Genomic DNA, 23,284 nt, shown 5'->3' on the forward strand with positions numbered 1-23,284 from the left:
CGGACTTCAAATGGGGACGAGGAATCTTCCGACGAAGACCACTCTCCTGAAGGAGCACCAAGTATGAGCAGCATTATTTCCGTCTACAACCCCGCTACAGAAGAAAAGATAGGCGAGGTGCCCGCCTACGACCTGCCGGACGTGAATGCAGCGGTCGAACGCGGACGGGCCGCCCAGCGCGCTTGGGTTCGCAAGCCACTGGCTGAACGCCGTGATGCCCTCTGGGCTATTGCCGATGCTGTCATCGCTCACTGCGACGAACTGGCCTTGCTCGAATCCACCGACGTTGGTAAGCCATTGGCGGCGGCCCGACAGGAAGTTCTTGGTGTCGCCGAGTGCTTCAAGTACTACGCCGGAACGGTGGACAAGATCCTCGGAGACACCATTCCGGTCGACGGCGGCGTCAGCATGACTTTCCGCGAGCCGCTGGGTGTTGTGGCCGTAATTGCCCCGTGGAACTTCCCTCTGCCTATCGCATCCTGGGGTATCGCGCCGGCTCTGGCCAGCGGTAATTCCGTGATTGTGAAACCCGCTGCCCTTACCCCTCTGTCGACTGTTCGATTTGGTGAAATCGTGAAGGAGCTGGGCGTCGTCGGAGACGCGCTTCAGGTTCTCACTGGGTCGGGCGCCCGGATCGGCAATGCCCTCGCTGAACACCCGGATGTTAACAAGGTAAGTTTTACTGGCTCCACCGAGGTCGGCCGGTCCATCGTCCAGGCGGCTTCAACGACGATGAAAAGAGTCTCCCTTGAGCTCGGCGGGAAGTCCGCCAGTATTGTCTACAACGACGTTGACCTCGCCAAGTGTCTGCAGGCAGCCCCGATGTCGGTCTTCGACAACACGGGCCAGGACTGCTGTGCACGCAGCCGCTTTCTCGTGCAGCGGGGGGTCTTCGACGAGTTCGTTGAGGGATTCATCGAGTCTACGCGTGCACTGAAAATTGGTAACCCGCTGGACGACAAGACCCATCTTGGACCTCTGGTATCAGCAGCTCACCGCGACACCGTTTCCAGCTTCCTCGAAAACGGGCTCAACGTCGTCACCGCCGGTGAAGCACCGGATGGCCCCGGCTTCTGGATGGCACCCAGAATCGTCATTGCCCCGGACCCCAAGAGCCGGGTGGCAACCGATGAAATTTTCGGCCCAGTCGCCTCGGTGATTCCCTTCGACACCGAAGAGGAAGCCATCGCGCTGGCCAACAGCTCAATTTACGGCCTGAGCGGCTCCATCTGGACCAATGACGTCGGCCAGGCCCTGCGGACGGCGCGGGCACTCGAGTCCGGGACTCTCTCGGTCAACTCGAACTCATCAATTCGAATCCAGACACCTTATGGCGGCTTCAAACAGTCAGGCATCGGTCGAGGGCTGGGCCAAGCTGCCATCGAGGCATACACCGAACTCAAGACCGTGTTTGTAAGGACAGAACCGTGACAACTGATACAGGGGAGCTGGTTCGGACGAACCAAGGCACCTCTTCCGAAGTATCCAGTGGGACAAACACCGCCGTGCAGACCCTTAGCGTCCTCTACGGCAGCCAGACCGGGAACGCTGAGTTCCTTGCGTCCAAGATCGTGGACAAGGCAAACGGCCAAGGTTACTCAGCCGAGCTTATGAGCCTGGACATGGTGACCCCGCAAGATGCGGCACGCAAGGACCGCCTGTTGATCGTTACCGCCACACACGACAACGGCCACATGCCGGACAATGCGCAACCGTTTTGGGAACAGCTTCAAAGCGCCGGTTCAGATCTCTTTAAGGACGTTCCCTTCGCCGTCCTTGCCATTGGTGACTCCATGTACGAAGACTTCTGCAAAGCTGGCATCGACCTTGACGAGCGCCTTGGCGAACTCGGCGGCAAGAGAATCCTCGACCGCCTCGATTGCGATGTCGACTATGACCTGACGTCAGGCAAGTGGATCAAGGGCATGCTCGAAACCTTCAAGACAGTTGTTCCCAAGAAGCGAGACAACAACCCAGAAGGCTCCACTGTTCCAGGAGCAAACCCCGCTGAGCAGCCCAAGAGCACACGCCGGGAACCTGACACTGCCACTGTCGTCGAGGCCCGCCTCCTTAGCGCTCCAGAGTCCGAAAAAGAGGTCTGGCACTATGAGCTGGAGGTTAGCGGCGACAGCCGCAACTACCGGGCAGGTGACTCACTTGCCGTAATCCCCGCCAACTCCGCCGAGCTCGTGGAAGACCTTCTAGCATTCCTCAACCTCCGGGGAAGCGAGGTGTTCGGTGACGACGGGAAGACCGTACGGGAGACGCTTCAAAACGACTATGAGCTTCGGCTGCCCCATCTGGGCATTGTGGCCTGGCTTGTTGAAGATCTCGCACCGGATCATCCCGTGCGGAGCCTGGTCGAGTCCGGTGACCGCAATGCGCTGGAGGACTGGCTGTGGGGACGGGACATGCTGGACGTGCTGCAGGAAACCCGGACAACAGATATCGATCCTCAAGAGTTCCTCTCAATGCTGAGGCCTCTGCAGCACCGGTCGTACTCCATCGCATCCAGTCCCCTCGCTGACGGCGACCGCATCCACTTGACGGTCTCCTCAGTGCGTTACGAGATTGCCGGGCGGCGGCACTCGGGTGCATGCAGCGGATTCCTCCAGTCCGCTGCGTGCACCAAAACAGCCATAAAAGTGTTCCCGCTGCCGGCGCACGAGTTCCATCTGCCCAATGACAACTCAGCTGATGTGATCATGATCGGTCCAGGTGTCGGAGTTGCCCCGTTCCGCGCTTTCCTCCGTGACCGTGAAGTCTCACAAGCCCGGGGACGAAACTGGCTGTTCTTCGGGGACCGGCACGAAAAGCCTTCCTGGCTCTATCAGGCGGAAATGGAAGAACTGCAGAGCAACGGAGTGCTGGACCGTCTCAGCCTGGCTTTCTCCCGGGATCAACAGGGCAAGCTCTACGTCCAGGACCGGATCCGCGAAGAAGGTGAAGTCATCTTTGCCTGGCTATCGGGCGGAGCTTCCGTCTATGTGTGCGGCGGCAAACAGATAGCACCTGATATCGACGATGCCCTGCTGACGGTGCTCAGCAGCCACGGCGCAATGACCCCTGAAAAGGCGAACGACTACCTGCAGTCCATGAAGAGCGAGGGCCGTTACGTCAAGGACGTCTACTAGGCCCCGCATGACCCTGCCCAGTATCAGGGGACTTTCGTGTCCTGGGTGGGCAGGAACACGAAATTGGCCTGCGTACGGCACTGGATGTGACCTGACTTACCGAATGCATGTAGCCGGTAATCATGATGTGCAACTTGCACATACGGCAAGCAAGCCCCCCATTTAGTGTCTTCAGTAACGAATATCAATGAGGATAAAGAGGTACATAGTGAATCCGATCACACAGGTCCCGGAGGACCTCCAAGAACTCGAGGCTATCGACATGCAGGATCAATCCGCGGCGGCGTCAGCCCACGACGAGCTCCAAAAGTTCGTCTCCGAAAACGACATCAAGACGTTCAAGGTGGGGGTGGTGGACCTGGACGGTGTTTGGCGCGGTAAGCGCATCCCCGCCCGCTACTTCCTGGAAAGTGTCGCTGAGCGCGGAACGAATATCTGCAATATCATCTTCGGCTGGGATATTCAGGACGAAATCATTTCTGATCTAAGCTACACGGGGTGGGACTCAGGCTATCCTGACGTGACGCTCCTTCCGGATCTCAGTACCCTGAAGGTCGTTCCGGGGGAACCCGGCGTGGCTTCTGTCATTTGCGACGCCTACGAGCTGTCGGGGGAGCCTGCGGCGATCTGTCCTCGGAGCATTCTCAAGCGGGTTGTGCAGAAAGCCGAAGACCTCGGTTACTCGCCGGTCTGCGCTTATGAGTTCGAGTTCTACCTGTTCAATGGCACGCCAACGGACCTTGCCGCCAAAGGCTGGCGCGACCTGACCACCATCACCGCCGGAAGCCATACCTACAGCCTCGTCAGGGACACAGGCACAGAGTTCCTCATTGGTGAGATCCGCCGCCGCCTGTCTGAGCAGGGGATCTTCATCGAGGCCAGCAACAGTGAAAACGGGCCGGGCCAGTTCGAGATGAACATTCACTATTCAGATGCCCTGGCTGCCGCCGACAACGCTCTCCGGCTTAAGGCCACTGTCAAGGAAGTAGCAGCGGAGGCTGGTTACACGGCATCCTTCATGGCAAAGATCAACCCGGAGTGGGCCGGATCCTCCGGGCACATGCACCAGAGCCTTTGGGATGCGGAATCCGGCAAGTCAGCCTTCGCCAATGCCGAGGATTCCGGCGAGCTGAGCGCCATCGGGTACAACTACCTGGCGGGGATTGTCGAGACGGCACCGGAGCTCACGGCCCTCTACCTACCCACTATCAACTCGTACAAGAGGACCGAAGGTGGGCAGTGGGCCGGATCCAGCGCCACCTGGGGGCTCGACAACCGGACGGTCGCGATTAGGTCCATCCCCTCAACGGGCAGTGCGGCCCGCATCGAAAACCGGGTACCGGGTGCTGATGCCAATCCCTACCTGGTCATTGCCGCGAATATCGCCGCCGGCCTTCACGGCGTGGAGCAGAAACTGGCTGCCCCGAGGCGGGTGGTAGGCAACGCCTATGCCTTGGAGGAGGGCCACCAGGTAAAACAGCTGCCAGGAACACTCGACCAGGCCATTGAAGAGTTCGAGAAAAGCGAGGTTGCCAAGGCGTACTTCGGTGAAACCTTCGTGAGGCACTACGTCCAGACGAGGCGCTGGGAGCTCCGCAAGCTTCAGACCAGTGTCACTGACTTCGAAATCGCACGTTACCTGGAACGAATCTAGCGCGCAGTGCAGCGCTAAGAACGTCCATTTCCACATTTCATACCCAGAAAGAAGCACCCAATGACTACTCACCCCGGAAAGATCGCTGCTGTCACCGGAGCCGCGTCCGGAAACGGCCTTGCCATCGCAGAAAAGCTGCTCAAGGAGGGCGCCACCGTCGTGGCCCTCGACCGTGACGAGGCCGCGCTCGAGCGTCTGGTTGTCCAGCACCCGGAAATGGTGCCTGTTGTTATGGACGTCGCTGACGAAGCCTCGGTCCGCAGCGGCATGGCAGAGATCGACGCAAAATTCGGCCGGCTTGACACCCTCGTCAACAATGCAGGCATCGTTAAGGGCAGCAACTTCGATGACTTGGGCGTTGCGGAGTGGGACCAGGTCTTCGCTGTAAACTCCACCGGACCGTTCTTGGTCAGTCAGGCCGCCCGACGCCTGCTGGAGAAGGGTGCGGCGGCTCGGGGCGAGGATTCAACCAGCGCCATTGTGAACATCACCTCTGTCGAGGCCCACATTGTTATCGCCAGCAGCGGGCATCCTCAGGTGCACTACAACGCTTCCAAGGGTGCACTTCTTATGTTCACCAAGGCTTTGGCAATCGAAACCGCAGCGTCCAAGATCCGCGTCAACGCTGTCGCCCCCGGCTTCATTGAGACCCCGTTCACCAAGTCCGTGCTGGAAAACCAGGATGCTGTGAAGTTCCTCCTTGACCGTACGCCGCTCGGACGAATCGGCCGCCCATCGGACGTTGCCAATGCAGTCGCCTTCCTGGCCAGCGACGAGGCCAGTTGGGTGACCGGTACCACGATTCACGTCGACGGTGGTTGGCTGGTTTACTGACATGCGGGCGCCCCTCATTGCTATTTCCGCGGCCCGGCAGATCGTCGATACCGCCTTTGGCCCGATGCCTTCAACGGTCCAGAACATGGCCTACGCCAACGGCGTGCTTGCCGCGGGAGGCCGTCCTGCCATTCTTCCCTCAACGGCAACAATTCCGGAGGGCGCGCTTGAAGGGTTTGACGGGCTCATCCTCACCGGTGGCGGTGACATCAGCCCCCGGCTGTACGGCGAGGACCCGATCGACACGGTTTACGACGTGTGTGATATCAGAGACGATTTCGAGATCGAGCTTTATAACGAGGCCATGCTCCGTGGCATACCCGTCCTGGCGACCTGCCGGGGGATGCAGCTTGTCAACGTGATACGCGGCGGAAACCTCGTCCAGGAGGTGAGCCCGGACAGGGGGCACTGGCAGGACAACCCTTCACACGAACCCTGGCACAGGGTGCAACTGGAACCAGATTCCGAACTAGCCCGGATCGCCAAAGGCCTGAGCATCCCGGTGAACAGCTACCACCACCAGGGCTTGGGAAAGCTCGGAACCGGCCTTCGTGTCGTGGGACGGGAAGGCGACGTCATCGAGGCAATTGAAGCCGATGATGCCCGCCTCATCGGAGTCCAATGGCATCCAGAGCACATGGTCGACTATCACGAAGCCCAGAAGGCCCTCTTCGTTGATCTCGTAGAGAAGGCCGCAGCGTACGCACAGTCACAGCAACCACTTCAGGAGCAATTCTCATGAGCACAGAAACTGAGCGGGGACTCAGCCACAACAAGTCAGACTTTGACTTCCACGGACGGTCGCTCGACAACATATTCGACGAATACCAGGACATCCTAACCAACGGCCCTGTTGGACACAGCAACAAGTATGGAGGCTTTTGGTACGTCACCAAGAGCGAGGACATCTTCAATGCCGAGCAGGACCCAGACACTTTCGCCGTCGGACCCTCAATGATCCTACCCCCCTTCGGCACCGATGTCCCCCTGATTCCGATCGACATCGATCCGCCAGCCCACGCTGACTTCCGCAAGATCCTCCTGCCGATGTTCACTCCCATGAATGTTTCAAAGCTTGGACCCGGCATGCGTGAGACCGCCAGACAGCTATGCCATGAAGTCCTCGCGGCCGGCGACGTCGTTGATGTTTCGGCGAAGCTTGCCCGCCCGATGCCGACGATTATCTTCAGCCGGCTGGCCGGATATCCGGAGCAGGACTGGCCCATTTTCGACCGGTGGATTGACGAGATCATCTATGAGCGGACCGCGCATCCGGAAACGGCATATGCGGCCGGACGCGAGCTCAACGACTACTTCGACCGTCTTCTCGACGAACGTGAAGAGGCCGGACCGGAAGCAGAACCCAGCAATGACCTGATCACCCAGCTTCTGAAAGCGGAAGTGAAAGGCCGGAAGCTCACGCGTGAAGAGCTGCTGTCGTACTGCTACCTGCTCTTCCTGGCCGGGCTGGACACGACCGCCTGGGCGATCCGTTCCGCCCTTTGGTACCTTGCCGGCAACCCGCAGGCCCAGCAGCAGTTGCGTGAAAACCCGGACCTGATCCCCACAGCTGCGGAAGAGTTCCTGCGGACGCTTTCCCCGGTCCAGGCCATGGCCCGGACCGCGAAGAAGGACACAGTTGTCCGGGGCCAGGAGATCAAGGCCGGTGAACGCGTCGTGCTCGTCTTCGGCGCGGGCAACCGAGACCCAGAGGTCTACGAAGAACCCAATGAAATCAAGATTGACCGTGAAGACAACCGCCACCTGGCCTTCGGCGGAGGGATCCACCGGTGCCTTGGCTCGAACCTTGGCCGCGCGGAGATGGTTATCGCCATGGAGGAATTCCTCAAGGCTGTCCCTCACTTTGAACGGGCGAATGACGACGAACCGTGGCACGGCGTCGGCCCGCTTACCCTCAAGATTGGAGCTTGATCACCATGGGAGAACTTTGGGTCGACGGAGGGCGTTGCCAAGGCCACGCCCGGTGCTGGGCTCTGGCACCCGAAACCTTTGAGATCGACGAGGAAGGCTACGCGCACGTCATTCCTGGCCGCGAAAACAGCGGCGATGAACCCAACGTCCGCAAGGCCATCCGGAACTGCCCCGAACGGGCAATTTTGGAACGGGAAACGAACGATGCCGGCGAGAAAGCGTCAGAGGTTTCGGCGTCGTGACACATATGCCAGAACGGGTTGTGGTCATTGGCGCTTCGGTTGCATCGGCGATGCTGATTGAACGCAGTCGCGAGCTGGGCTTTGCGGGCGAATTTATCGTCATTGATTCAGACCCGAATGCGCCCTACGACCGGCCCCCGCTGTCCAAGCAATTTCTTCTTGGCACTGGTTCCGTCGAACCGGCCGAGTGGTGGCCGGAGGCTACGCCGATCCTCAACGCAAAGGCGATCGGGCTGCTCACCGACAAGCGGACGGTCCTGCTGGACAGGCTCGGAGAAGTAGCAGCTGACGCGGTCGTAATCGCAACAGGAGCCGGCTCAATCCGGCTGCCGAACGAGCCGGCGGGCGTTCTGAGCCTAAGAACCGCCCAGGATGCCCTGTCCCTGCGAAACGCCGTGGATGCAGGAGCCACCAGCGCGATTATCGTCGGCGCCGGAACCATTGGTGCGGAACTGGCATCTACGCTCGCCCAACGTGGGCTTGCCGTCACGGTAGTAGATTTGGCTCCGCAACCTATGCAGCGCTTCTTTTCAGGACATCTTGGGGAGGAAGCGAAGGCATGGATGCACCAGGCCGGTGTTGTAACTCACTTTGGTGTTGCTGTGGAATCCATTCAGAAGACGGATCCTCACTGGGCGGTCCGGATCAGCGGCCTTGACCTGCACGCCGACCTGGTTATTAGCGCTGTCGGCGCGCGGCCCAATACCGAATGGCTGACCTACAGCGAGCTTGACGTTTCCAACGGAGTCCGTTGCACAGCGGACGGGAAATCCCTGCTGACCACCGGTGAAATCGCCGACGGCATCTTCGCTATCGGAGACGTTTCGGCCCGGCAGGCCGAGGACGGAACCTTTCGGCGGTTCGAGAGTTGGACCCAGGCCCAACGGCATGGCGCAGCCTTGGCTGAGTACTTTGCCGGCTTCGAATCCGCGGAACTGGAACAGGCTCCGTATGGTTGGACGGAGCAGTTCGGCCGAAAGGTACAGGTGCACGGGATGCTTCCGTCGGCAGGCGAACTTGTACAGGTGTACGCTGCAGAGGAACGCAACGCCGCCTTGTACCGGATTGGATCTACGGAGGAGGACGTGGCCTGGATCGGCGTCAACGCGCCAAGGCAGTTCAGCCGGGCCTCCATGGGCATGAGCCTTCTAAGCTGAAACTATGAAATCCCCTGCTGAGCCCGCGGCCTCGCAACCGAATGAGGTCCTGCCCGCTGACTATCGCCATAAACTCCAAATAGCAGAGCTTCGCGCAGATACGTTGTCCGAGCTCACGCAGCTAATGGCGGAAGGACCTGATTCACTCGCGCTTGCTCAAAGAGCAGTGGACTTGGTAGCCAGGGCAACAGACTCAGCAGGGGTTTTCGTCTACCTGTGGGATGAACAGGAACAAGTCCTTGTCATGCGCGCAGGCACCGCTGGAGTGCAAAGCCAGCAAGTGGGAAGAGTCACCCTTCGCCTCGGCGAAGGTGTAACTGGCTGGGTAGGGCTTACCAGACAGTCGGTTGTCCTTAACAAGAACATTCAGCAGGACCCGCGGTTCGTCAGCATCAGCGAACTCCAGGAAGAAGATTTCAATTCGATGCTGGTAGTCCCGATCGTGGCACCGACCGGGACCCTCCTTGGCGTGTTCAGCCTCTGGTCATATGAGGAGGAAGCCTTCACCTGGGAGTCAAAGCTGATTGCTGACGAGGTGGGAGTGCTGCTTGCCAGCGGCCTGCTGCAGGCTGAGACTGTTGATGACTTGCGGCGCCAATCCGCAGCAGCGCATTTCCTTGTCGATTTCCCGATCAACTCCGCCACGTCCGTCCTGCAGTGCGCCCAAGTGGCCTCCCAGGCGATTCTTAAGCACATGAGCTCCGACGGCTGCGTCATCGAATATTTCGGGCGTGGTCCAGCCACGTCGCCGCCCACCGCCGTCGCAATGGACAAGGGCGAGCGAAGCGGAATCACGGTTCGAACCACTCACTCACGAACGGCAACGTCCGAGTTCATTGAATCCAATTTCGCCGGACACGAGCGGATATCTGTCTCCTTTGGCCTGACGAGCACCCGGGGCATCGTCACGTGCTATCGTCCACGCCGCTATTCAACCAGAGAACTCGATCGGCTGAGCGCCATTTGCTCTCAGCTGGCCGCCCTGTTTGAAGCAGTGGAACTGGAGTCCGTCGGTTCATCCCATGCTTCACGCTTGCTCCGAAGCGTCGGCACGAGCACATTCGCCCGCATTCTCGAGGAGTCAGGCTGGTCCAAGGGCCGCACTCTGCCGGTCTTGGTGCGGGTGAAACGGCTGAAATTCGACTCTGATGCGGTGTCCAGGCGCATCGCCCCCTATCTTCAGGAGCTGGCCGGCCCCCGATCCCTCGTCTTTACGGAAGGCCCCCTCAGCCTGCTCTTTATCGATACCGCCTCCGGCTCCGGAGAAGAGATTAAGGCGAAGCTGGAGACAACTCTTTCTGACCTCGACGAACACCGTGGAGTCTCAGCTTTCGCCGGCGTGGGTCCACTGGCGCGCGACGTCGCCTCTCTACAGCCAGCGCTTTCGGACGCCGAAACCGCACTGGCGTGGACAGAACTGGTCGGCAGGACGTCAGGGAGAAGAGTCACCTCGTTCAGTGATATAGAACATCTGCAGGAACTGCCGCTCGTGGGGGAGGGGATGTCTGCAGAAATTAAGGGCGTGCTCGCTGAACTAAGGTCCCTTGTGCAGTACGACGCGGAAAATGGAACGCAGCTGGCCGAAACAGTTGCAATGCTTCTATCCAACAAAGGATCCATTGCCGACACAGTCTCGAAGCTGCACATTCACCGCAACACGCTCCGGCAACGCCTCCAGCGTGTGGAGCAGCTCATCGGGCATTCCTTCGAGGAAGCAGGAGACTGGCTGCCTACAGGCATTGCTGCCCGCCTGGCAATACGCGAAAGCGGCAAGTAGTAAGCGTTCGTGCAGCACATAGAGCTAAATCCAGGTGTTCAGTATGCCCTGCGGCTAAGAGCGGAACTGCTCCATAGTAGTGAGCGGTCAGTGTCCGCAGGAACGCAAACGCCTAGCACCTTGAGCTGCTCCAGCGGGAGCCCGATGCACGCCCACAGGGTTATGTCAGGTCCCGTTCTAATTCAAAAAGGAAATTCGAGAATGAAGCCGCACACTGAGTCATCCGGAGGAACCGGCAGCATACAGGTCCTGGTCATTCAGCCAGATCCACACTGTCCCCTTGACCGTTTCGCTTCGTGGTTAAGCGACGAGGGAATTACCGCAAGAGTTGTCCAGCCCTTTAATCACGACACTATCCCGCAAAACGTCGAAGAGGACGCTTTGGTGGTTCTGGGTGGGGACATGAGCTCCTTGGATGACCACGTCTACAGTTGGCTTGCAGATATTCGAAACCTCATTGTCGACGCTTCCGGCAACAGGAAGCCGACATTAGGCATCTGCCTTGGAGCTCAGCTGATGGCACAGGCATTCGGTGGAACCGTCACCCGGGGAGACCAGGGCCTTGAGGCAGGGGTAGTTCGGGTCGATTGGCAAGCCGACGCAGCCGAGGATCAGCTCGTGGGCGGGTTACCGCGTCCCTTCCTCGCCGGGTCCATGCACGGCGACGTGATCGCCCAACTTCCGCCCTCTGCGGTCTGGCTCGGCATGAGCGATCAGTATCCACACCAAGTCTTTCGCTTGGGTGACATGTTGTGGGGCGTTCAATTTCACCCGGAACTTTCGCCCGTTAGCTACCGTCAGTGGTTGACCCTGGTGGACGATAACGATCCCTTGGCCCTCCAGCGGGCGGGCCAAGGGATGAGCGAACTCGAGCAGCAGGACGAGACGGTGGCGGCCCACACAGAAGCACTGGCACGACGTTTCTCTGGGCTTGTGCGTGCCACTACTGGAGTAGCTGCAGGCTAAATCCCTGGGCCCGCAGACAAAGCTGCGGGCCCAGCAAGACCCACTACAGCAATTTAGCTGTGGCAGACCAGCGAGTTGTTCCGGTGGGCCCGATCAGCGGATTGGGGTCTCTCATTGTCAGCGGCGCCAACGTCCGCCCACGATGCTCGGCTCGCGAATGGACACATTTATGGTTCGAACGACTCCAACAGTGGCTTCTCCGTAAACCAACATTGTGTGGCGGCTTGTAGCCGCGGCTTGGACGTATCTTGGACCAGCCGCACAGCGATTCTTGCCCGTGGGTCCAGTAAACCTACGGGCAGGAATACGTCGTTCGCCGGGTCCGTGGCGCTCAGATGCACCCGGGGAGTCGAGATCCGGGTAACGAAAGGTCTTTCCAGGCGTTCCTCCCGGGACCGCGTCACGATACTTTCACGAGCGATGGTGCTCTCATGGTCAGCGGTGCCAGGATTTCTCCGGCAGAGTAGCTGTCTGCGAAGACAGCCGTACCTGAGCCCGTCAGCGCGACCTGGATATTCGCCCACATGCTGACGCCGTCTTCCACCGACACCGCCGGCAGATCGAGATTGGCGAGGCGCACGGTCTCGTTTCCTTGTTGGATGGACAGGTATGCTCCGTCGGGCCCCACTTCAATCTTCGGGTGGCTAATTGAGACCGACATAAGCCCATGATGGGCGAGGAAGCGGGCCTCTCCACCGAACTGGAGCACAAAGTTACCCCCGTGAGACTCATCCAGAGTTCTGAAGGGGAAATAGAACTGTCGGGTATTGGTCACGGCGGCACCCTCGCGCAGGAGTATTCGTCCATCGTGCATGGACTGCACGTACCGGACAAAGCTGTCTTTCACCGCCCAGGCCATGCCGAGATCTGCTCTTTCAACAGTAAGTTCGGACATCAGGGTTCCTTCGTCGTTGCCAGGTTGCACACTGCCGGTGGTGCTCCCGCCCACGCCAGGAATGGGAGTGGCTTACCGACTCTTCATATTCGACCATTTTCGTGCCGACTCAGATGAACGACATGTACCTCGGGCACAGCATTCGCATCGGCCATGTGCCTTGTGCCCATCCCTAAGGAAAGGCGGACCCTGGAACCGACTCGTCGTTGAGGTCCAGAGCCTGCTGACGGGACGCAGCCGGGGCCATGGTCACCTGGCGTTGGAACACTCGATAGGCGAAAAGCGCGGATGGTTCCACCAGTCAAACAGGTCCTGAATCAAATTGCCCTGTTCAGCCGTTCAGGCGCGATGCACTCGTAGACGAGCCCGGGAGGAATCTGGTGGCAGAGCTCCAGAGTGTAGGACCAGGGGCCGTGCCAGGTGACAAGAACACCCGAGGGTTCACCGGGGCCTCTTTGGGAACGCAGCCGGGTAATGGCCCATGACAATTCATAATCATCATGAGGCCGTTCCCAATGCTTTACGCCTTCAGACGCACCGTCCCTCATGGTGCAGCCGCATGTTGGAAGCCGGCGCCAAGGCTGGTCTTATCGGTTTCCCACTGGTAGTCGACCCACACGTTGAAACCGTCTGCTCGTTGAAAGAGGCGGCGGTGCTCGGCGCCGTCACCGCCGAGCCACAGAATTTGATCATCATCGGTAACTGCGTCGACAACTCCGCGGCGGATCTCATCATCCTGAAGTTTAACGATGACCAGCTGGCCAATCAGCGGCTGCCATTTCGATTGCAGGTGAAATGCCATTCGATGCTGTGCCCTTCCTATGGAGCGGGCTGTGTCTGCCTTCTATCCGGCAGACACAGACGATGTCCTAGACCGTTACGAGGTCTTGCCAGTCGGCGAGGTCATGCCCGTGGGCATCGCTGACAGACTTGTGGGTGACCTTGCCTGCCGCCACGTTCAGACCGCCGGCGAGAGCGGGGAGCCGGTCGAAAGCGCCCTTGACTCCGTGGTTGGCCAGAGCCACCGCGTACCGGAGCGTGACGTTGGTCAGCGCGTATGTGGAGGTGTTCGGAACGGCGCCAGGCATGTTGGCCACGCAGTAGAAGATGCTGTCGTGGACTTTGTACGTGGGTTCCTGATGCGTAGTGGGGTGCGTGTCTTCAAAGCAGCCGCCCTGATCCACGGCGATGTCCACCAGGACCGAGCCGGGCTTCATCCGGGCCACCAGGTCGTTGGTGACCAGCTTCGGAGCCTTCGCTCCCGGGATCAGGACCGAACCGATCACCAGGTCGGCGTCCACCACTGACTTTTCGATCTCGTACTTGTTCGAGGCAACCGTCTTCAGGCGGCCCTGGTACTGAGCGTCCAGTTCGCGCAGCCGGTTGATGTTGATGTCCAGGATGGTCACGTCGGCGCCGAGGCCCAGCGCCATGGCCGCGGCGTTGGTGCCGGCGACGCCTGCACCGAGGACCACGACTTTGGCGGGACGGACGCCCGGAACGCCGCCGAGCAGCACACCCTTACCCCCGGCCGGCGCCATGAGCGAGGTCGCACCCACCTGGACGGACAGCCGGCCCGCCACCTCGGACATCGGTGCGAGCAGCGGCAGGGCTCGGCCTTCCTGGACGGTCTCGTAGGCGATGGCCGTGACTCCGGAGTCGACAAGCGCCTGCGTCAGTGCGGGTTCCGCCGCGAGGTGAAGGTAGGTAAAGAGAAGTAGGCCCTTGCGGAAGTGGCGGTATTCAGATGCCACGGGTTCCTTTACCTTCATCACCATGTCGGCCCGCGCCCAGGCCTCGTCTGCAGTCTGAACCATCTCGGCTCCGGCAAGTGCATACTCGTGATCGCTGATGCCGGAACCAACGCCTGCGCCGGTTTCCACAAGCACCTCGTGGCCGTTTGCCGTAAATTCATGCACGCCCGCGGCCGTGATGGCGACGCGGAACTCGTTGTTCTTGATTTCCTTGGGTACGGAGATGATCATGACTCATGCTTTCTGAGGGGATTGATACTTGTGGGCAAAAGAATGACAGAAAATGCGGAAACTCGAGCTTTTCTCGCAGTATCTGCGGGAGAATGGGGGAAACTGGTCAATCCCCGCATTGTGAGGAGCGTTACAAGGTGTCGGACTCGCAGAAACTGCAACAAGTGACTCTGGACGAAGTCGACCAGAAGCTTCTGGGCCTGCTGTCCAATAATTCAAGGCGCACCAATCAGTCGTTATCGGAAGCCCTCGGGCTTGCGCCTACAACCTGTCTTGCCCGCCTCAAGGCCCTCAAAGAGTCGGGCGTGATCAAGAGGTTCACCGTGGAAGTTGCCCCCGAAGCGATGGGCCTGCCCCTCCAAGCCTTGGTTAGCGTGAGGCTTAGGCCTGGCGCCCGGCATCTGATGAACGCCTTCGGAAACGAGCTGCGGGATCTGCCCGAAATCAAACAATTCTTCGTACTTGGAGGTGCAGACGATTTCTTGATCCACATCACGGCCAGGAACACCGAACACATCCGTCAATTCGTACTGGATCATCTGTCATCGAATCCGGCCGTCGCAGGCACTCAGACCAACCTCGTGTTTGAACATGGTCACGGAACCGCCCTCGGACTTTAGGTGGCCTAAGACAAACTGCCGTCGAAGCCCGAGTCGGGAAGGATAACCACCGGAGCGCTCATTGGTGCTCTTCGCTCCTCCCGATCAACGTGGCCGTTATCGCTGGGTTTCGTGCTCAAGACATCTGCGGCAGACGTGAGTCAGCGAAACAGGATGAGCACTGAGCAGTTCCGGTCCATGTCCTGCACTAGTGAGGGACGCCGCCAACTGCTCCAATGGAATTACGAGACGCGAAAGTGGCGCTCACCAGGGAAAGGAAACCGAAAGTGTCATCCTCAGATGCACGTAACCCCGACTTTCAGAAAATCTTCGAAAGCCTGCCGAACCAATACATCATCGTCACCCCCGACAGAAAGATTGTCGCTGCCACTGACTCGTTCCTTGCATCTACGGGAAAGAGCCGTGAGGGAATCATCGGCATGGACATCCTTGACGCCTTTCCGGACAACCCGGACAACCCTGATGCCAAGGGAACAGAGATTCTGCGCAGCTCCATCGAGCGTGTTGTCGAGACCGGAAAAATCGACATTCTTCCGCCTGTTCGCTATGACATCGAGAACGCAGACGGGATTTTCGAGCCCCGGTGGTTCCAGCCCCTGAACGCTCCGGCTTTCGACGGTGAGGGCAAGCTCGTCTACGTCCTGCACGGGGCGGAAGACATTACGGCTCAAATGATAAGCAAAAGCTGAACCTCCCGGAATCAGCCGTCACCGACCCGATAAGGACCCAAATCATGGACGACGTAAAAGTGACCCTCATTGGAGGACCCACCCTGCTCCTTGAGATCGCCGGCTACCGGATGATCACTGACCCCACCTTCGATTCTCCCCAGGTTTACCATCACCCAATCGCCGGGCCTGTTACCAAGAAGCTCGGCCCGAGCGCCACCCCCGAGGAGCTTGGTCAAGTTGACCTTGCTCTCGCATCCCACGAGCACATCGACAATTTGGACGTGGCCGGCCGGGGTTTTCTGACGATGATGCCGCTTGCCCTCACCACGAAGGAGGCTGCGGAGAGCTTCGGCCCCAACGTCCGAGGGATCAGCGACTACGACGTTCATACCGTTGCGCTTCCCGATGGAAGGTGGATGAAGATCACGGCAGTGCCAGCGCATCATGGCCCGGAGGGCGTGTGGGACGCGCTCGGTCCTGTTATTGGCTTCGTCCTCGAAGCAGAGGGCATGCCCACGATATATATCAGCGGCGACAACTCCGAGCTCGATATCGTGCGTGAAATCGCCGATCGTTTTCCAGCTATTGATATCGCTGTACTCTTCGTCGGTGGCGCCAAATTCGATGTGATCGCGGATGGGGCGTACATCACCCTCAGCAATGATCGAGCACTGGAAGCGGCCAAGATCATGGGAGTCAAGAAGGTCGTTCCAGTGCACGAGGACTCGTGGGAACATTTCAGCCAAAATGCGGACCAGATCAGCAAGCTTTTTGCGGACGCTGGGCTGAGCGACCTCATCATCGCCTTAAAGCCGGGAGAGTCTGCCGACATCCGACTCTAGCAATCGGACCGCAGAATCGAAGGTTGGACGGTTTGCTGTCAACCTTCGATTCTGCGTTTAAAGGCAGACCCAGTGAAGGCCGGCCACGGACAACGCGGGATCAACGTATGTGCGCGGCGCACATACAACCGCCCATCGAGTCGGGAAGAATGGCGGCAGCACAACTCACAAATCGCTTGGAGCTCAGGGACGATGACCATTGCAGAGCACTTCACCCGAGAACACGACGAGCTGGCAAACGCAACAGGGCGCATGAGTGCCGACTATTGGTCCATATCGCAAGGGCTGCGGCTGGTGGGCGACCGCTGGTCCCTATTGATCGTACGTGAACTGCTCGGCGGTGAAATGGGGTTCAATGATATGTCCCGCGCGCTGCCTGACATCTCAAGAACGCTGCTATCCCAGCGGCTGAAGCGGCTGGTCCAGCTGGAGCTTGTCATTCGCAACGATGAAGCCGGCCCCCGCGGCTCACGCCGCTATAGACTGACGCCCAGCGGCTACGGGCTGCGGCAAACCTTGGAGTCGCTCGGTCTCTGGGCAAGTCAATGGCAAGCGCCCTTTGAGAATGACCTGCGGGCAGGGCTTGGCAACCTTCTCGAACACATGGGCCGCAGCCTCGTGACAGATTCCCTGCCTCGGAAGTCGATTGTCCTCGCGTTCGAGTTCGACAACGTCAGGGGAGCACCCTTTCAAGGTTTGATCTGCAGAGAAAACAACAAGACAACCTCGAGTATCGGACGGTCAGAACGTATCCCTGATCTTCAGATCCATGTCGCACCCCGGGTCCTCTACGATCTCTGGTGGGGTCTTCGCCGCTGTGAGGATGCAAGGAAGCTGGGCTCCATCGGATTTGTTGGCCCAGAGGAGTGGGCTGCTGCCTTCTCCGGTTGGTTCGCTCCTCGAGCAGCTTCCTAGTGCTCCATGCCCCACTGAACAATCCAGATGCCTCTGCGGACTGCCGGCCCGCGCCTTTTCCCTGCTTTCTTCGCCGTTATTTCCGCTGCACAGGTTCCCCTCTTTTCCTGATGCAACTGAGGGACACCAAACAAGGACTGCATCCCTTAGCAAGGGGAGAGTAGGGTCAATTAAACACAGGCGCCGTCGCCCAGGAATGTCCAGCAGACCGCGTTTGTGCCGGTGCTGCTTTCTTGGAGGAACCAGTATGGCTGGATGGAATGCTGACACGGCTGCCGGCCCAGTGGGCGCAGGGACCATTACCCTGGTAGAGGAAACGTCGTTCTGCATTTCCTTGCCCAATGGGGACATCCATCCCGAGCACCCGCATGGCTTGTTCGTCCAGGACACCCGCTTCCTGTCCCGCTGGAACCTGACAGTCAACAGTCACCCGCTTGAGTCCTTGGCTGCCGAGACACGTGAGCCGTTCCGGGCCCTGTTTGCAGGTCGTGTTCCCCGCTCTGACGGGTATGCTGACAGCCCGCTGATCGTAGAGCGGCTGCGGGAAGTCGGGTCCGGTATCCAAGAGCAACTTACCGTTCGCAATTACTCGACAAAGCCCGTAGAATGCGCGATTTCCCTCGAGGTTGAAGCGGATTTCGCGGACCTTTTCGAAGTGAAGGAAGCCCGTATCCAGCGCACATGGGACACAACCCGCTACGTCGACCGGGACCAGCTAACCATTGCCGGTGTCTGGCGAGGCATGCGAAAGCGGGTGATCATTCAGGCGCCAGGAGCAGAGGTGAAGCCGGACGCGGTCACCTATCTGGTATCTGTCCCGCCGCACGGTCACTGGAGCACGGTTATCAGTGCCACGGCTGAGGTCGAAGGCTCCAGCCGGAGCGCCGCACTTGTCCACCCTAACGGGGAGGAGGTGTCCCCTAGTGACCGGCGCCGTAAGGACTGGGTTGCCAGGATTCCAGTCGTCCGCATGGGTAATCGATCCATCGAGCGGACTTTACGGCGGAGCTACGATGACTTGGGTGCCCTCAGGATCGAGGACCCGAATCATCCCGAACGTGTTGTGGTGGCTGCTGGCGCCCCATGGTTCATGACGCTCTTTGGCCGGGATTCCTTGTGGGCATCGGAAATGGCGCTGCCGGTGGATCCCTCACTGGCCCTGGGGACGCTGCAGACGCTGGCGGATCGGCAAGGAAGCGTGGTGGACCCGCTGACGGAGGAGGAGCCCGGCAAGATCCTGCATGAAGTAAGGCTTAGCGTCAATGCCGGTTTGGCCCTTGGAGGCAAATCGGCCTACTACGGAAGCGTCGACGCGACGCCGCTGTTTGTGGATGTGCTTGGAGCCGTCAGCCGGTGGGGATTCGGGGCAGATATCATCGCTAATTTGCTGCCACACGCGGACCGCGCCCTGGAATGGATAAGTCATTACGGGGACAAGGATGGCGACGGTTTCGTGGAGTATGAACGTCTCAACGACCAAGGCCTGATAAACCAGGGGTGGAAGGACTCCTGGGACGGAATCAATTTTGCCGATGGAACGCTTGCTGAGCCCCCAATCGCGCTCTGCGAGGTTCAGGCGTATGTCTATGCGGCGTACACAGCCCGCGCCTGGATGGCATACGACGCGGGGGACACCGCGCGGGGAGATGAACTCGCCGATCGGGCGGCGGAGCTGAAGCGGAGATTCAACGAGCAGTTCTGGATGCCGGATCGGGGCTACTATGCAATCGCCCTCGACGGCAGGAAACGCCAGGTGGACGCGTGTGCTTCCAACATGGGCCACTGTCTGGTCTACGGCCTCGTTGACGACGACAAGGCTCCCCAGGTTGCCGAGCGGCTTATGTCTCCGGAGATGTTCAGCGGCTGGGGTGTAAGGACCTTGGCCAGCAACATGGGTGCATACAACCCGGCCAGCTATCACAACGGTTCGGTATGGCCCCACGACAATGCAATCATCGCTGCCGGTCTGTTGCGATATGGCTTCGTGGCGGAAGCACAGCGCGTTACCACCGCGATATTGGAAGCCGCCGAATTCACGGGCGGGCGCTTGCCCGAGCTCTTCTGTGGCTTCAGCCGTGATCAGTTCGCCGAACCCGTACCTTATCCAACGGCATGTTCGCCCCAGGCTTGGGCAGCAACGGCCCCGATCCTCCTGCTGACAAACCTGATGCGGTACGACGTTCATGTCTCCCGGCGGGGACTCTGGATGGATCCTGTGATCCCCGAAGCCTACGGCGATCTGCACATCACCAACGCACCTGTTGGCGGCGCCCGGATCACGATCGACATCGACAAGTCTGGCGCATCTATTCAGGGCCTGCCCGAATGGATGGAATTCCGACGCGGACATCGGCCATGGATTACGGAACTGATAGAACAAGCAGACCGCCGGCGACGGGAGTAGGCAGCTTGGCTGCCGTCAACACCCACGACGTCATAGCTGTGCTGCCTATAGGATGCGGGTGGCTTCCCGGGCCGCCAGCGGGTGCCGGCTGAGGCTTCACAACGCCCGCGGGTTCGCGGATTCGGCTGCCACAGTCCTTCCGGAGCATGCCATGGATGGAGCGGCAGACGGGCCGTGGATCTTCCTTGGCTTAGGAACGAAACCATAGGCACTTAGATGATGCTTTTCCGGCCGACTCACGAGGAAGGGGTTCGGCCCCAGACGGATGCAGTTCGGTGTCTGCCGCCTAACACGCCTCCCGTTAGGCGCTGCGACTTGCCTAACGGGAGGCGTGCCGATGATGAGCGTTATCTCCTGCGCTCACCGTGCCAGGAGATCACATCATGCCTGGTGGCCCGTCTCAGTGCTCGGGCCAATAGTCGTAGACGTCACTGGTCCCGCGCATGAATTCGATAAAGACGCAGTCCTCGTCCCCGACCGTCCATGCTTCATGATCCGGGGGCAGCATCATAAGGTCTCCGGCAGAGAATTCCTCCTCGGATCCGGTACGCTGGCGCACCCCTAAACTGCCTTCCAGTATGTAGGCTACGTGCGGCATCGGACACATATCCGTGTCGAGAACCCCGGTCTTGACCGCGTCCTCCGTCACTGATGCCCCCACCGGAAAACGGACGAGAAGGGCGCTGGCCCCGTCAAGAGTCACCATCCTCTTCGTGATCCGACCGATAGTAATGAGTTCGTACTTGTCGTCGTCGACAAAATTGGCCTTCTGCATGCGCGCGAGGTTTGCAGCCATAGTTCTTCCTCTACTCCTTGTCGTGTAAGGCGTCGGCGGTGACGCCTTGCTTCAATTCAGCGTCCGCTCGGTGGGCAGGACAAGTACGAAAGCTGTACCGCCCCCCATACTGAGCACACTGGTCCGCGCACTTTTCCTTTTAGAGCGGGATATCCGACGACGTCCTCAAGTCCGAATAATTAGGGCCAAAGCGAGCGATATAATCCCTGCAACCATGGTCGAGGCGCCGAGAGCGGTCGGAAGGCGACCTCGGGGGCCGGGCAGGTGGCTCTGCGCACCTTGGAACCTCAGATCGTCCGCTGCAGTTGACGCCAATACCCCACATAGAATTCTCGAGCCTCTCAGACGCGGACGAGGAGGTCCTCGACCGTCTCGTCCTTTAGGCCGAGACGGCGGCGGTCGCGCTGCTGGTTGACCAAGACCAAGCACAGGATCCCGAAGACGAGCGTGAGCCCGCCGGCTAGCGCAAAGGCCGCTGAATAGCCCTCCACCCTTGTTGCGGCGTTCTGGATGATAAAGCCGGACACGGCCGGGGCGAAGATGCCTCCCCTCGTCACCATCGCGTTCGCAAACGACAGGTTGGCGCCGCGTCGGGCAGTCGTGGTCAGCTCAGCCACGATGTGCATCGTGAGGGCGAACAGACCCGGGGCGGTACCGAAGCCGACGACCATGAGCGCCATGGACGCGATGGGTGAGGACACTATGACAGCGGCCAGAAGCGAGCCGCCGGACAGTAAGGGCTGCTCCTCCGAGCACCCAGGCCCTCGAACGGCGGGTGGGGATGCCGCGCAGGTGCAGCCGCCGGGCGAGGGCGCTCAGGCCGACCATTGCGATAGTCCCCCACGCGCACGGCAGCGCGATGAGGGCGCCAGCCTGTTGGCTCGAGAAGTGCAGGACTGTCTCGAAGTACGCGGGACCCCATGTCAGCACCGCTGCCGGCCCGCTGGACCAGCTCGGCCGCCCGTTTCGGTGTGAGGGTCTTTTTCCGCCCTTTGTAGACGCCGCGCTGGCCAGGGCGATGCCTTCCTTCTGGCGTTCCCTGACATGAAATAAGGTGCCCACGGCTGTGTGGGTCCCGGGCGGAGCGACGTCACCTTGCTGGGTTGCGGGAGTGGGATGCGCCAGCTTGGTGCCTCTTTCTGCGGTCATGACTGTTCATGGGGTTGTTGATGGGTTACGGCGTAGCGTCGAGCCTCTTCGGCCTTCCTGAGCGGCTTGACTTAAGCGCGGCTCTGCTGGGCTGAGGTGGTCAGAAAGGGAACTGCCTGGCTTGCGCGAATGCGGGATGGCGTGGCGTACGTAGTGTCTACCATGGCTGCGCCATGTTCAAGACAGCTGCCAGCGAGACGCATCCCGCGATCAGGGTTGTGACGCTGAGGGTCATGATCAGCCGGCCGCTGGCGACCTGTCCCGGCAGCACGTCTGTGCTGGTGAGGAGTCGATTGTGCCGGAGGTACCGGCACCGTACGAGCGCCAGAAGTGTCAGAGCTTCGATTACCCCGGCCAGGCCAAGGAGCATGGACCACGGGCCAAGTGCCGGGGGCAGGACCTTGATCGCTGCGAGAGACCCTGCAAGGAGGGAGAGGCACGTCCGCTGCCAGGCCAGTCCGGTCCGCTCCGGCTGCAGGCCGGGGTCGAACAGGCCGCTCATCTCAGCAGGATCCCGAGCAGGATCAACACCGCGATGACCGCCAACAACACAACCAGCGGGAGGGCGAGGGGCGCTGAGGGCAGCGGCGTGTTGACGCGGAGGGCGCGTTCGGTTCTTTTCCATCCGTCCCAGGCCTGGAGGGCGGCGAGGATGCCTGCGAGTATAAGCAGTACCGAGGCTGTGAGCTTGTAGGCGGGGTGAAGGCCGAGTCCGAGTGCTTCAAGGGCCACCCCGGCGGCGAGCAGTGCCAGTACGGTGCGGATCCAGGCCAGGAACGTTCGCTCGTTTGCGAGGCTGAAGCGGGCGTCCGGTTCCTGGCCGTGGGTGAAAACCGATTGCGGAAATCTCCGCCGCGTTTCAGCCATCGGTGTCCCCCTGATGGGGGTCATTCACGCGGAAAGCACTGTTCGAGTGGTGGGTCCAATCGTCGATTCGTACCCTGACGGCGGTCCGGGGGGCCCGGACCGCGTAGGGGCCGCCGAAGTAGTGCATTGTCATGGCGTCGATGATTGCAAGGTTCTCGTCGCCAAAGAACTCGACGGCAGTTCCTTGGATGGTGACAGCCTCGGTCCAGTCGTTCCGTTGAAGGACTGTTAGGGACATCCTCGGGTCGTGGCGGAGGTGTTGAAGACGGCCGCCCCGGGAATTTTCTGACGCGATGCTAAGCAGGATGTGTTCCGGATCTTCGGCCAGGTACACGATCTGTACGCTCACAGGATGGCCGTCTGAATTGACGGTGGCCATCACAGCGGGGTTTGGCTGCGAAACGATGTCGAAAAGGTGTGGGGGAAGGGCTGGCATGCTAGGGC

General features: G+C 60.0%; 23 protein-coding genes and 1 pseudogene. 15 read left to right on the top strand and 9 right to left on the bottom strand.

Annotation, left to right across the window (positions count from 1 at the left end; translation table 11 throughout):
• Positions 1-63: 63 nt before the first annotated feature.
• The 10 genes from QRN52_RS00675 to QRN52_RS00720 all read left to right on the top strand — a co-directional run bounded on the left by QRN52_RS00675 (position 64) and on the right by QRN52_RS00720 (position 11,696).
• Positions 64-1,431 (top strand): aldehyde dehydrogenase family protein, encoded by a 1,368-nt coding sequence (locus QRN52_RS00675; protein WP_284750887.1) that lies wholly within the window; start codon positions 64-66, stop codon positions 1,429-1,431.
• Positions 1,428-3,134, top strand: a complete 1,707-nt coding sequence (locus tag QRN52_RS00680) for a diflavin oxidoreductase (protein WP_284750888.1) — start codon at positions 1,428-1,430, stop codon at positions 3,132-3,134. The genes QRN52_RS00675 and QRN52_RS00680 overlap by 4 nt, the downstream gene beginning before the upstream one ends.
• Before the next feature lie 208 nt (positions 3,135-3,342).
• A complete protein-coding gene (locus QRN52_RS00685) occupies positions 3,343-4,788 on the top strand; it encodes a glutamine synthetase family protein (protein ID WP_284750889.1) in 1,446 nt (481 codons plus the stop codon).
• Positions 4,789-4,848: 60 nt separating this feature from the next.
• Positions 4,849-5,622, top strand: a complete 774-nt coding sequence (locus QRN52_RS00690; protein ID WP_284750890.1) for an SDR family NAD(P)-dependent oxidoreductase — start codon at positions 4,849-4,851, stop codon at positions 5,620-5,622.
• Between the two features lies 1 nt (position 5,623).
• The gene (locus tag QRN52_RS00695) at positions 5,624-6,364 is read left to right on the top strand and encodes a gamma-glutamyl-gamma-aminobutyrate hydrolase family protein (protein WP_284750891.1); all 741 of its coding nucleotides are present in this window, start codon (positions 5,624-5,626) and stop codon (positions 6,362-6,364) included.
• Positions 6,361-7,554, top strand: coding sequence for a cytochrome P450 (locus QRN52_RS00700; protein WP_284750892.1), 1,194 nt, complete (start codon positions 6,361-6,363; stop codon positions 7,552-7,554). The genes QRN52_RS00695 and QRN52_RS00700 overlap by 4 nt, the downstream gene beginning before the upstream one ends.
• Positions 7,555-7,559: 5 nt before the next feature.
• Complete coding sequence (locus QRN52_RS00705) at positions 7,560-7,796, top strand: ferredoxin (RefSeq protein ID WP_284750893.1); 237 nt, start codon at positions 7,560-7,562, stop codon at positions 7,794-7,796.
• A 5-nt stretch (positions 7,797-7,801) separates the two neighbouring features.
• Positions 7,802-8,953 carry an NAD(P)/FAD-dependent oxidoreductase gene (locus tag QRN52_RS00710; protein ID WP_284750918.1) on the top strand — a complete coding sequence of 384 codons (1,152 nt, stop codon included), beginning with the start codon at positions 7,802-7,804 and terminating at the stop codon, positions 8,951-8,953.
• Between the two features lie 4 nt (positions 8,954-8,957).
• Positions 8,958-10,730 (top strand): helix-turn-helix domain-containing protein, encoded by a 1,773-nt coding sequence (locus QRN52_RS00715; protein ID WP_284750894.1) that lies wholly within the window; start codon positions 8,958-8,960, stop codon positions 10,728-10,730.
• 201 nt (positions 10,731-10,931) lie between these two features.
• The gene (locus tag QRN52_RS00720) at positions 10,932-11,696 is read left to right on the top strand and encodes a type 1 glutamine amidotransferase (protein ID WP_284750895.1); all 765 of its coding nucleotides are present in this window, start codon (positions 10,932-10,934) and stop codon (positions 11,694-11,696) included.
• A gap of 400 nt (positions 11,697-12,096) precedes the next feature.
• Here the strand turns inward: QRN52_RS00720 and QRN52_RS00725 are convergent, their stop codons facing one another.
• The 3 genes from QRN52_RS00725 to ald form a co-directional block, all read right to left on the bottom strand.
• A complete protein-coding gene (locus QRN52_RS00725) occupies positions 12,097-12,591 on the bottom strand; it encodes an HtaA domain-containing protein (RefSeq protein WP_284750896.1) in 495 nt (164 codons plus the stop codon).
• A gap of 544 nt (positions 12,592-13,135) precedes the next feature.
• Positions 13,136-13,393 (bottom strand): hypothetical protein, encoded by a 258-nt coding sequence (locus QRN52_RS00730; protein ID WP_284750897.1) that lies wholly within the window; start codon positions 13,391-13,393, stop codon positions 13,136-13,138.
• A gap of 67 nt (positions 13,394-13,460) precedes the next feature.
• Positions 13,461-14,576: an alanine dehydrogenase gene (ald, locus tag QRN52_RS00735; RefSeq protein WP_284750898.1), complete on the bottom strand. Its 1,116-nt coding sequence runs from the start codon at positions 14,574-14,576 to the stop codon at positions 13,461-13,463.
• A gap of 92 nt (positions 14,577-14,668) precedes the next feature.
• Here ald and QRN52_RS00740 point away from each other — a divergent pair, with 92 nt between their 5' ends.
• From QRN52_RS00740 to QRN52_RS00760, 5 genes are all read left to right on the top strand, one after another.
• Positions 14,669-15,196, top strand: a complete 528-nt coding sequence (locus tag QRN52_RS00740; protein WP_284750899.1) for an Lrp/AsnC family transcriptional regulator — start codon at positions 14,669-14,671, stop codon at positions 15,194-15,196.
• Positions 15,197-15,462: 266 nt separating this feature from the next.
• Positions 15,463-15,885 carry a PAS domain S-box protein gene (locus QRN52_RS00745; protein ID WP_284750900.1) on the top strand — a complete coding sequence of 141 codons (423 nt, stop codon included), beginning with the start codon at positions 15,463-15,465 and terminating at the stop codon, positions 15,883-15,885.
• 44 nt (positions 15,886-15,929) lie between these two features.
• Positions 15,930-16,709, top strand: a complete 780-nt coding sequence (locus tag QRN52_RS00750; protein WP_284750901.1) for an MBL fold metallo-hydrolase — start codon at positions 15,930-15,932, stop codon at positions 16,707-16,709.
• 192 nt (positions 16,710-16,901) lie between these two features.
• Entirely contained in the window at positions 16,902-17,624 is a 723-nt protein-coding gene (locus tag QRN52_RS00755) for a winged helix-turn-helix transcriptional regulator (RefSeq protein WP_284750902.1), read from the top strand.
• Positions 17,625-17,871: 247 nt separating this feature from the next.
• Positions 17,872-20,028: an amylo-alpha-1,6-glucosidase gene (locus QRN52_RS00760; protein ID WP_284750903.1), complete on the top strand. Its 2,157-nt coding sequence runs from the start codon at positions 17,872-17,874 to the stop codon at positions 20,026-20,028.
• A gap of 400 nt (positions 20,029-20,428) precedes the next feature.
• Here QRN52_RS00760 and QRN52_RS00765 read toward each other — a convergent pair whose 3' ends face one another.
• From QRN52_RS00765 to QRN52_RS00790, 6 genes and pseudogenes are all read right to left on the bottom strand, one after another.
• Entirely contained in the window at positions 20,429-20,824 is a 396-nt protein-coding gene (locus tag QRN52_RS00765; protein WP_284750904.1) for a cupin domain-containing protein, read from the bottom strand.
• Positions 20,825-21,165: 341 nt separating this feature from the next.
• Complete coding sequence (locus tag QRN52_RS00770; protein ID WP_284750905.1) at positions 21,166-21,525, bottom strand: MFS transporter; 360 nt, start codon at positions 21,523-21,525, stop codon at positions 21,166-21,168.
• A gap of 227 nt (positions 21,526-21,752) precedes the next feature.
• Positions 21,753-21,868: pseudogene (locus QRN52_RS00775) on the bottom strand (recombinase family protein); the annotation flags it as partial.
• Positions 21,869-22,130: 262 nt separating this feature from the next.
• Positions 22,131-22,475, bottom strand: coding sequence for a DUF202 domain-containing protein (locus tag QRN52_RS00780; RefSeq protein ID WP_284750906.1), 345 nt, complete (start codon positions 22,473-22,475; stop codon positions 22,131-22,133).
• Complete coding sequence (locus QRN52_RS00785) at positions 22,472-22,840, bottom strand: YidH family protein (protein WP_284750907.1); 369 nt, start codon at positions 22,838-22,840, stop codon at positions 22,472-22,474. Before QRN52_RS00785 ends, QRN52_RS00780 begins: the two co-directional genes overlap by 4 nt.
• Complete coding sequence (locus QRN52_RS00790) at positions 22,833-23,276, bottom strand: pyridoxamine 5'-phosphate oxidase family protein (protein ID WP_284750908.1); 444 nt, start codon at positions 23,274-23,276, stop codon at positions 22,833-22,835. Before QRN52_RS00790 ends, QRN52_RS00785 begins: the two co-directional genes overlap by 8 nt.
• Between the last annotated feature and the right edge of the window lie 8 nt (positions 23,277-23,284).

Origin of the sequence: Arthrobacter sp. efr-133-R2A-120 (assembly GCF_030209835.1) — a bacterium.
GTDB lineage: Bacteria > Actinomycetota > Actinomycetes > Actinomycetales > Micrococcaceae > Arthrobacter.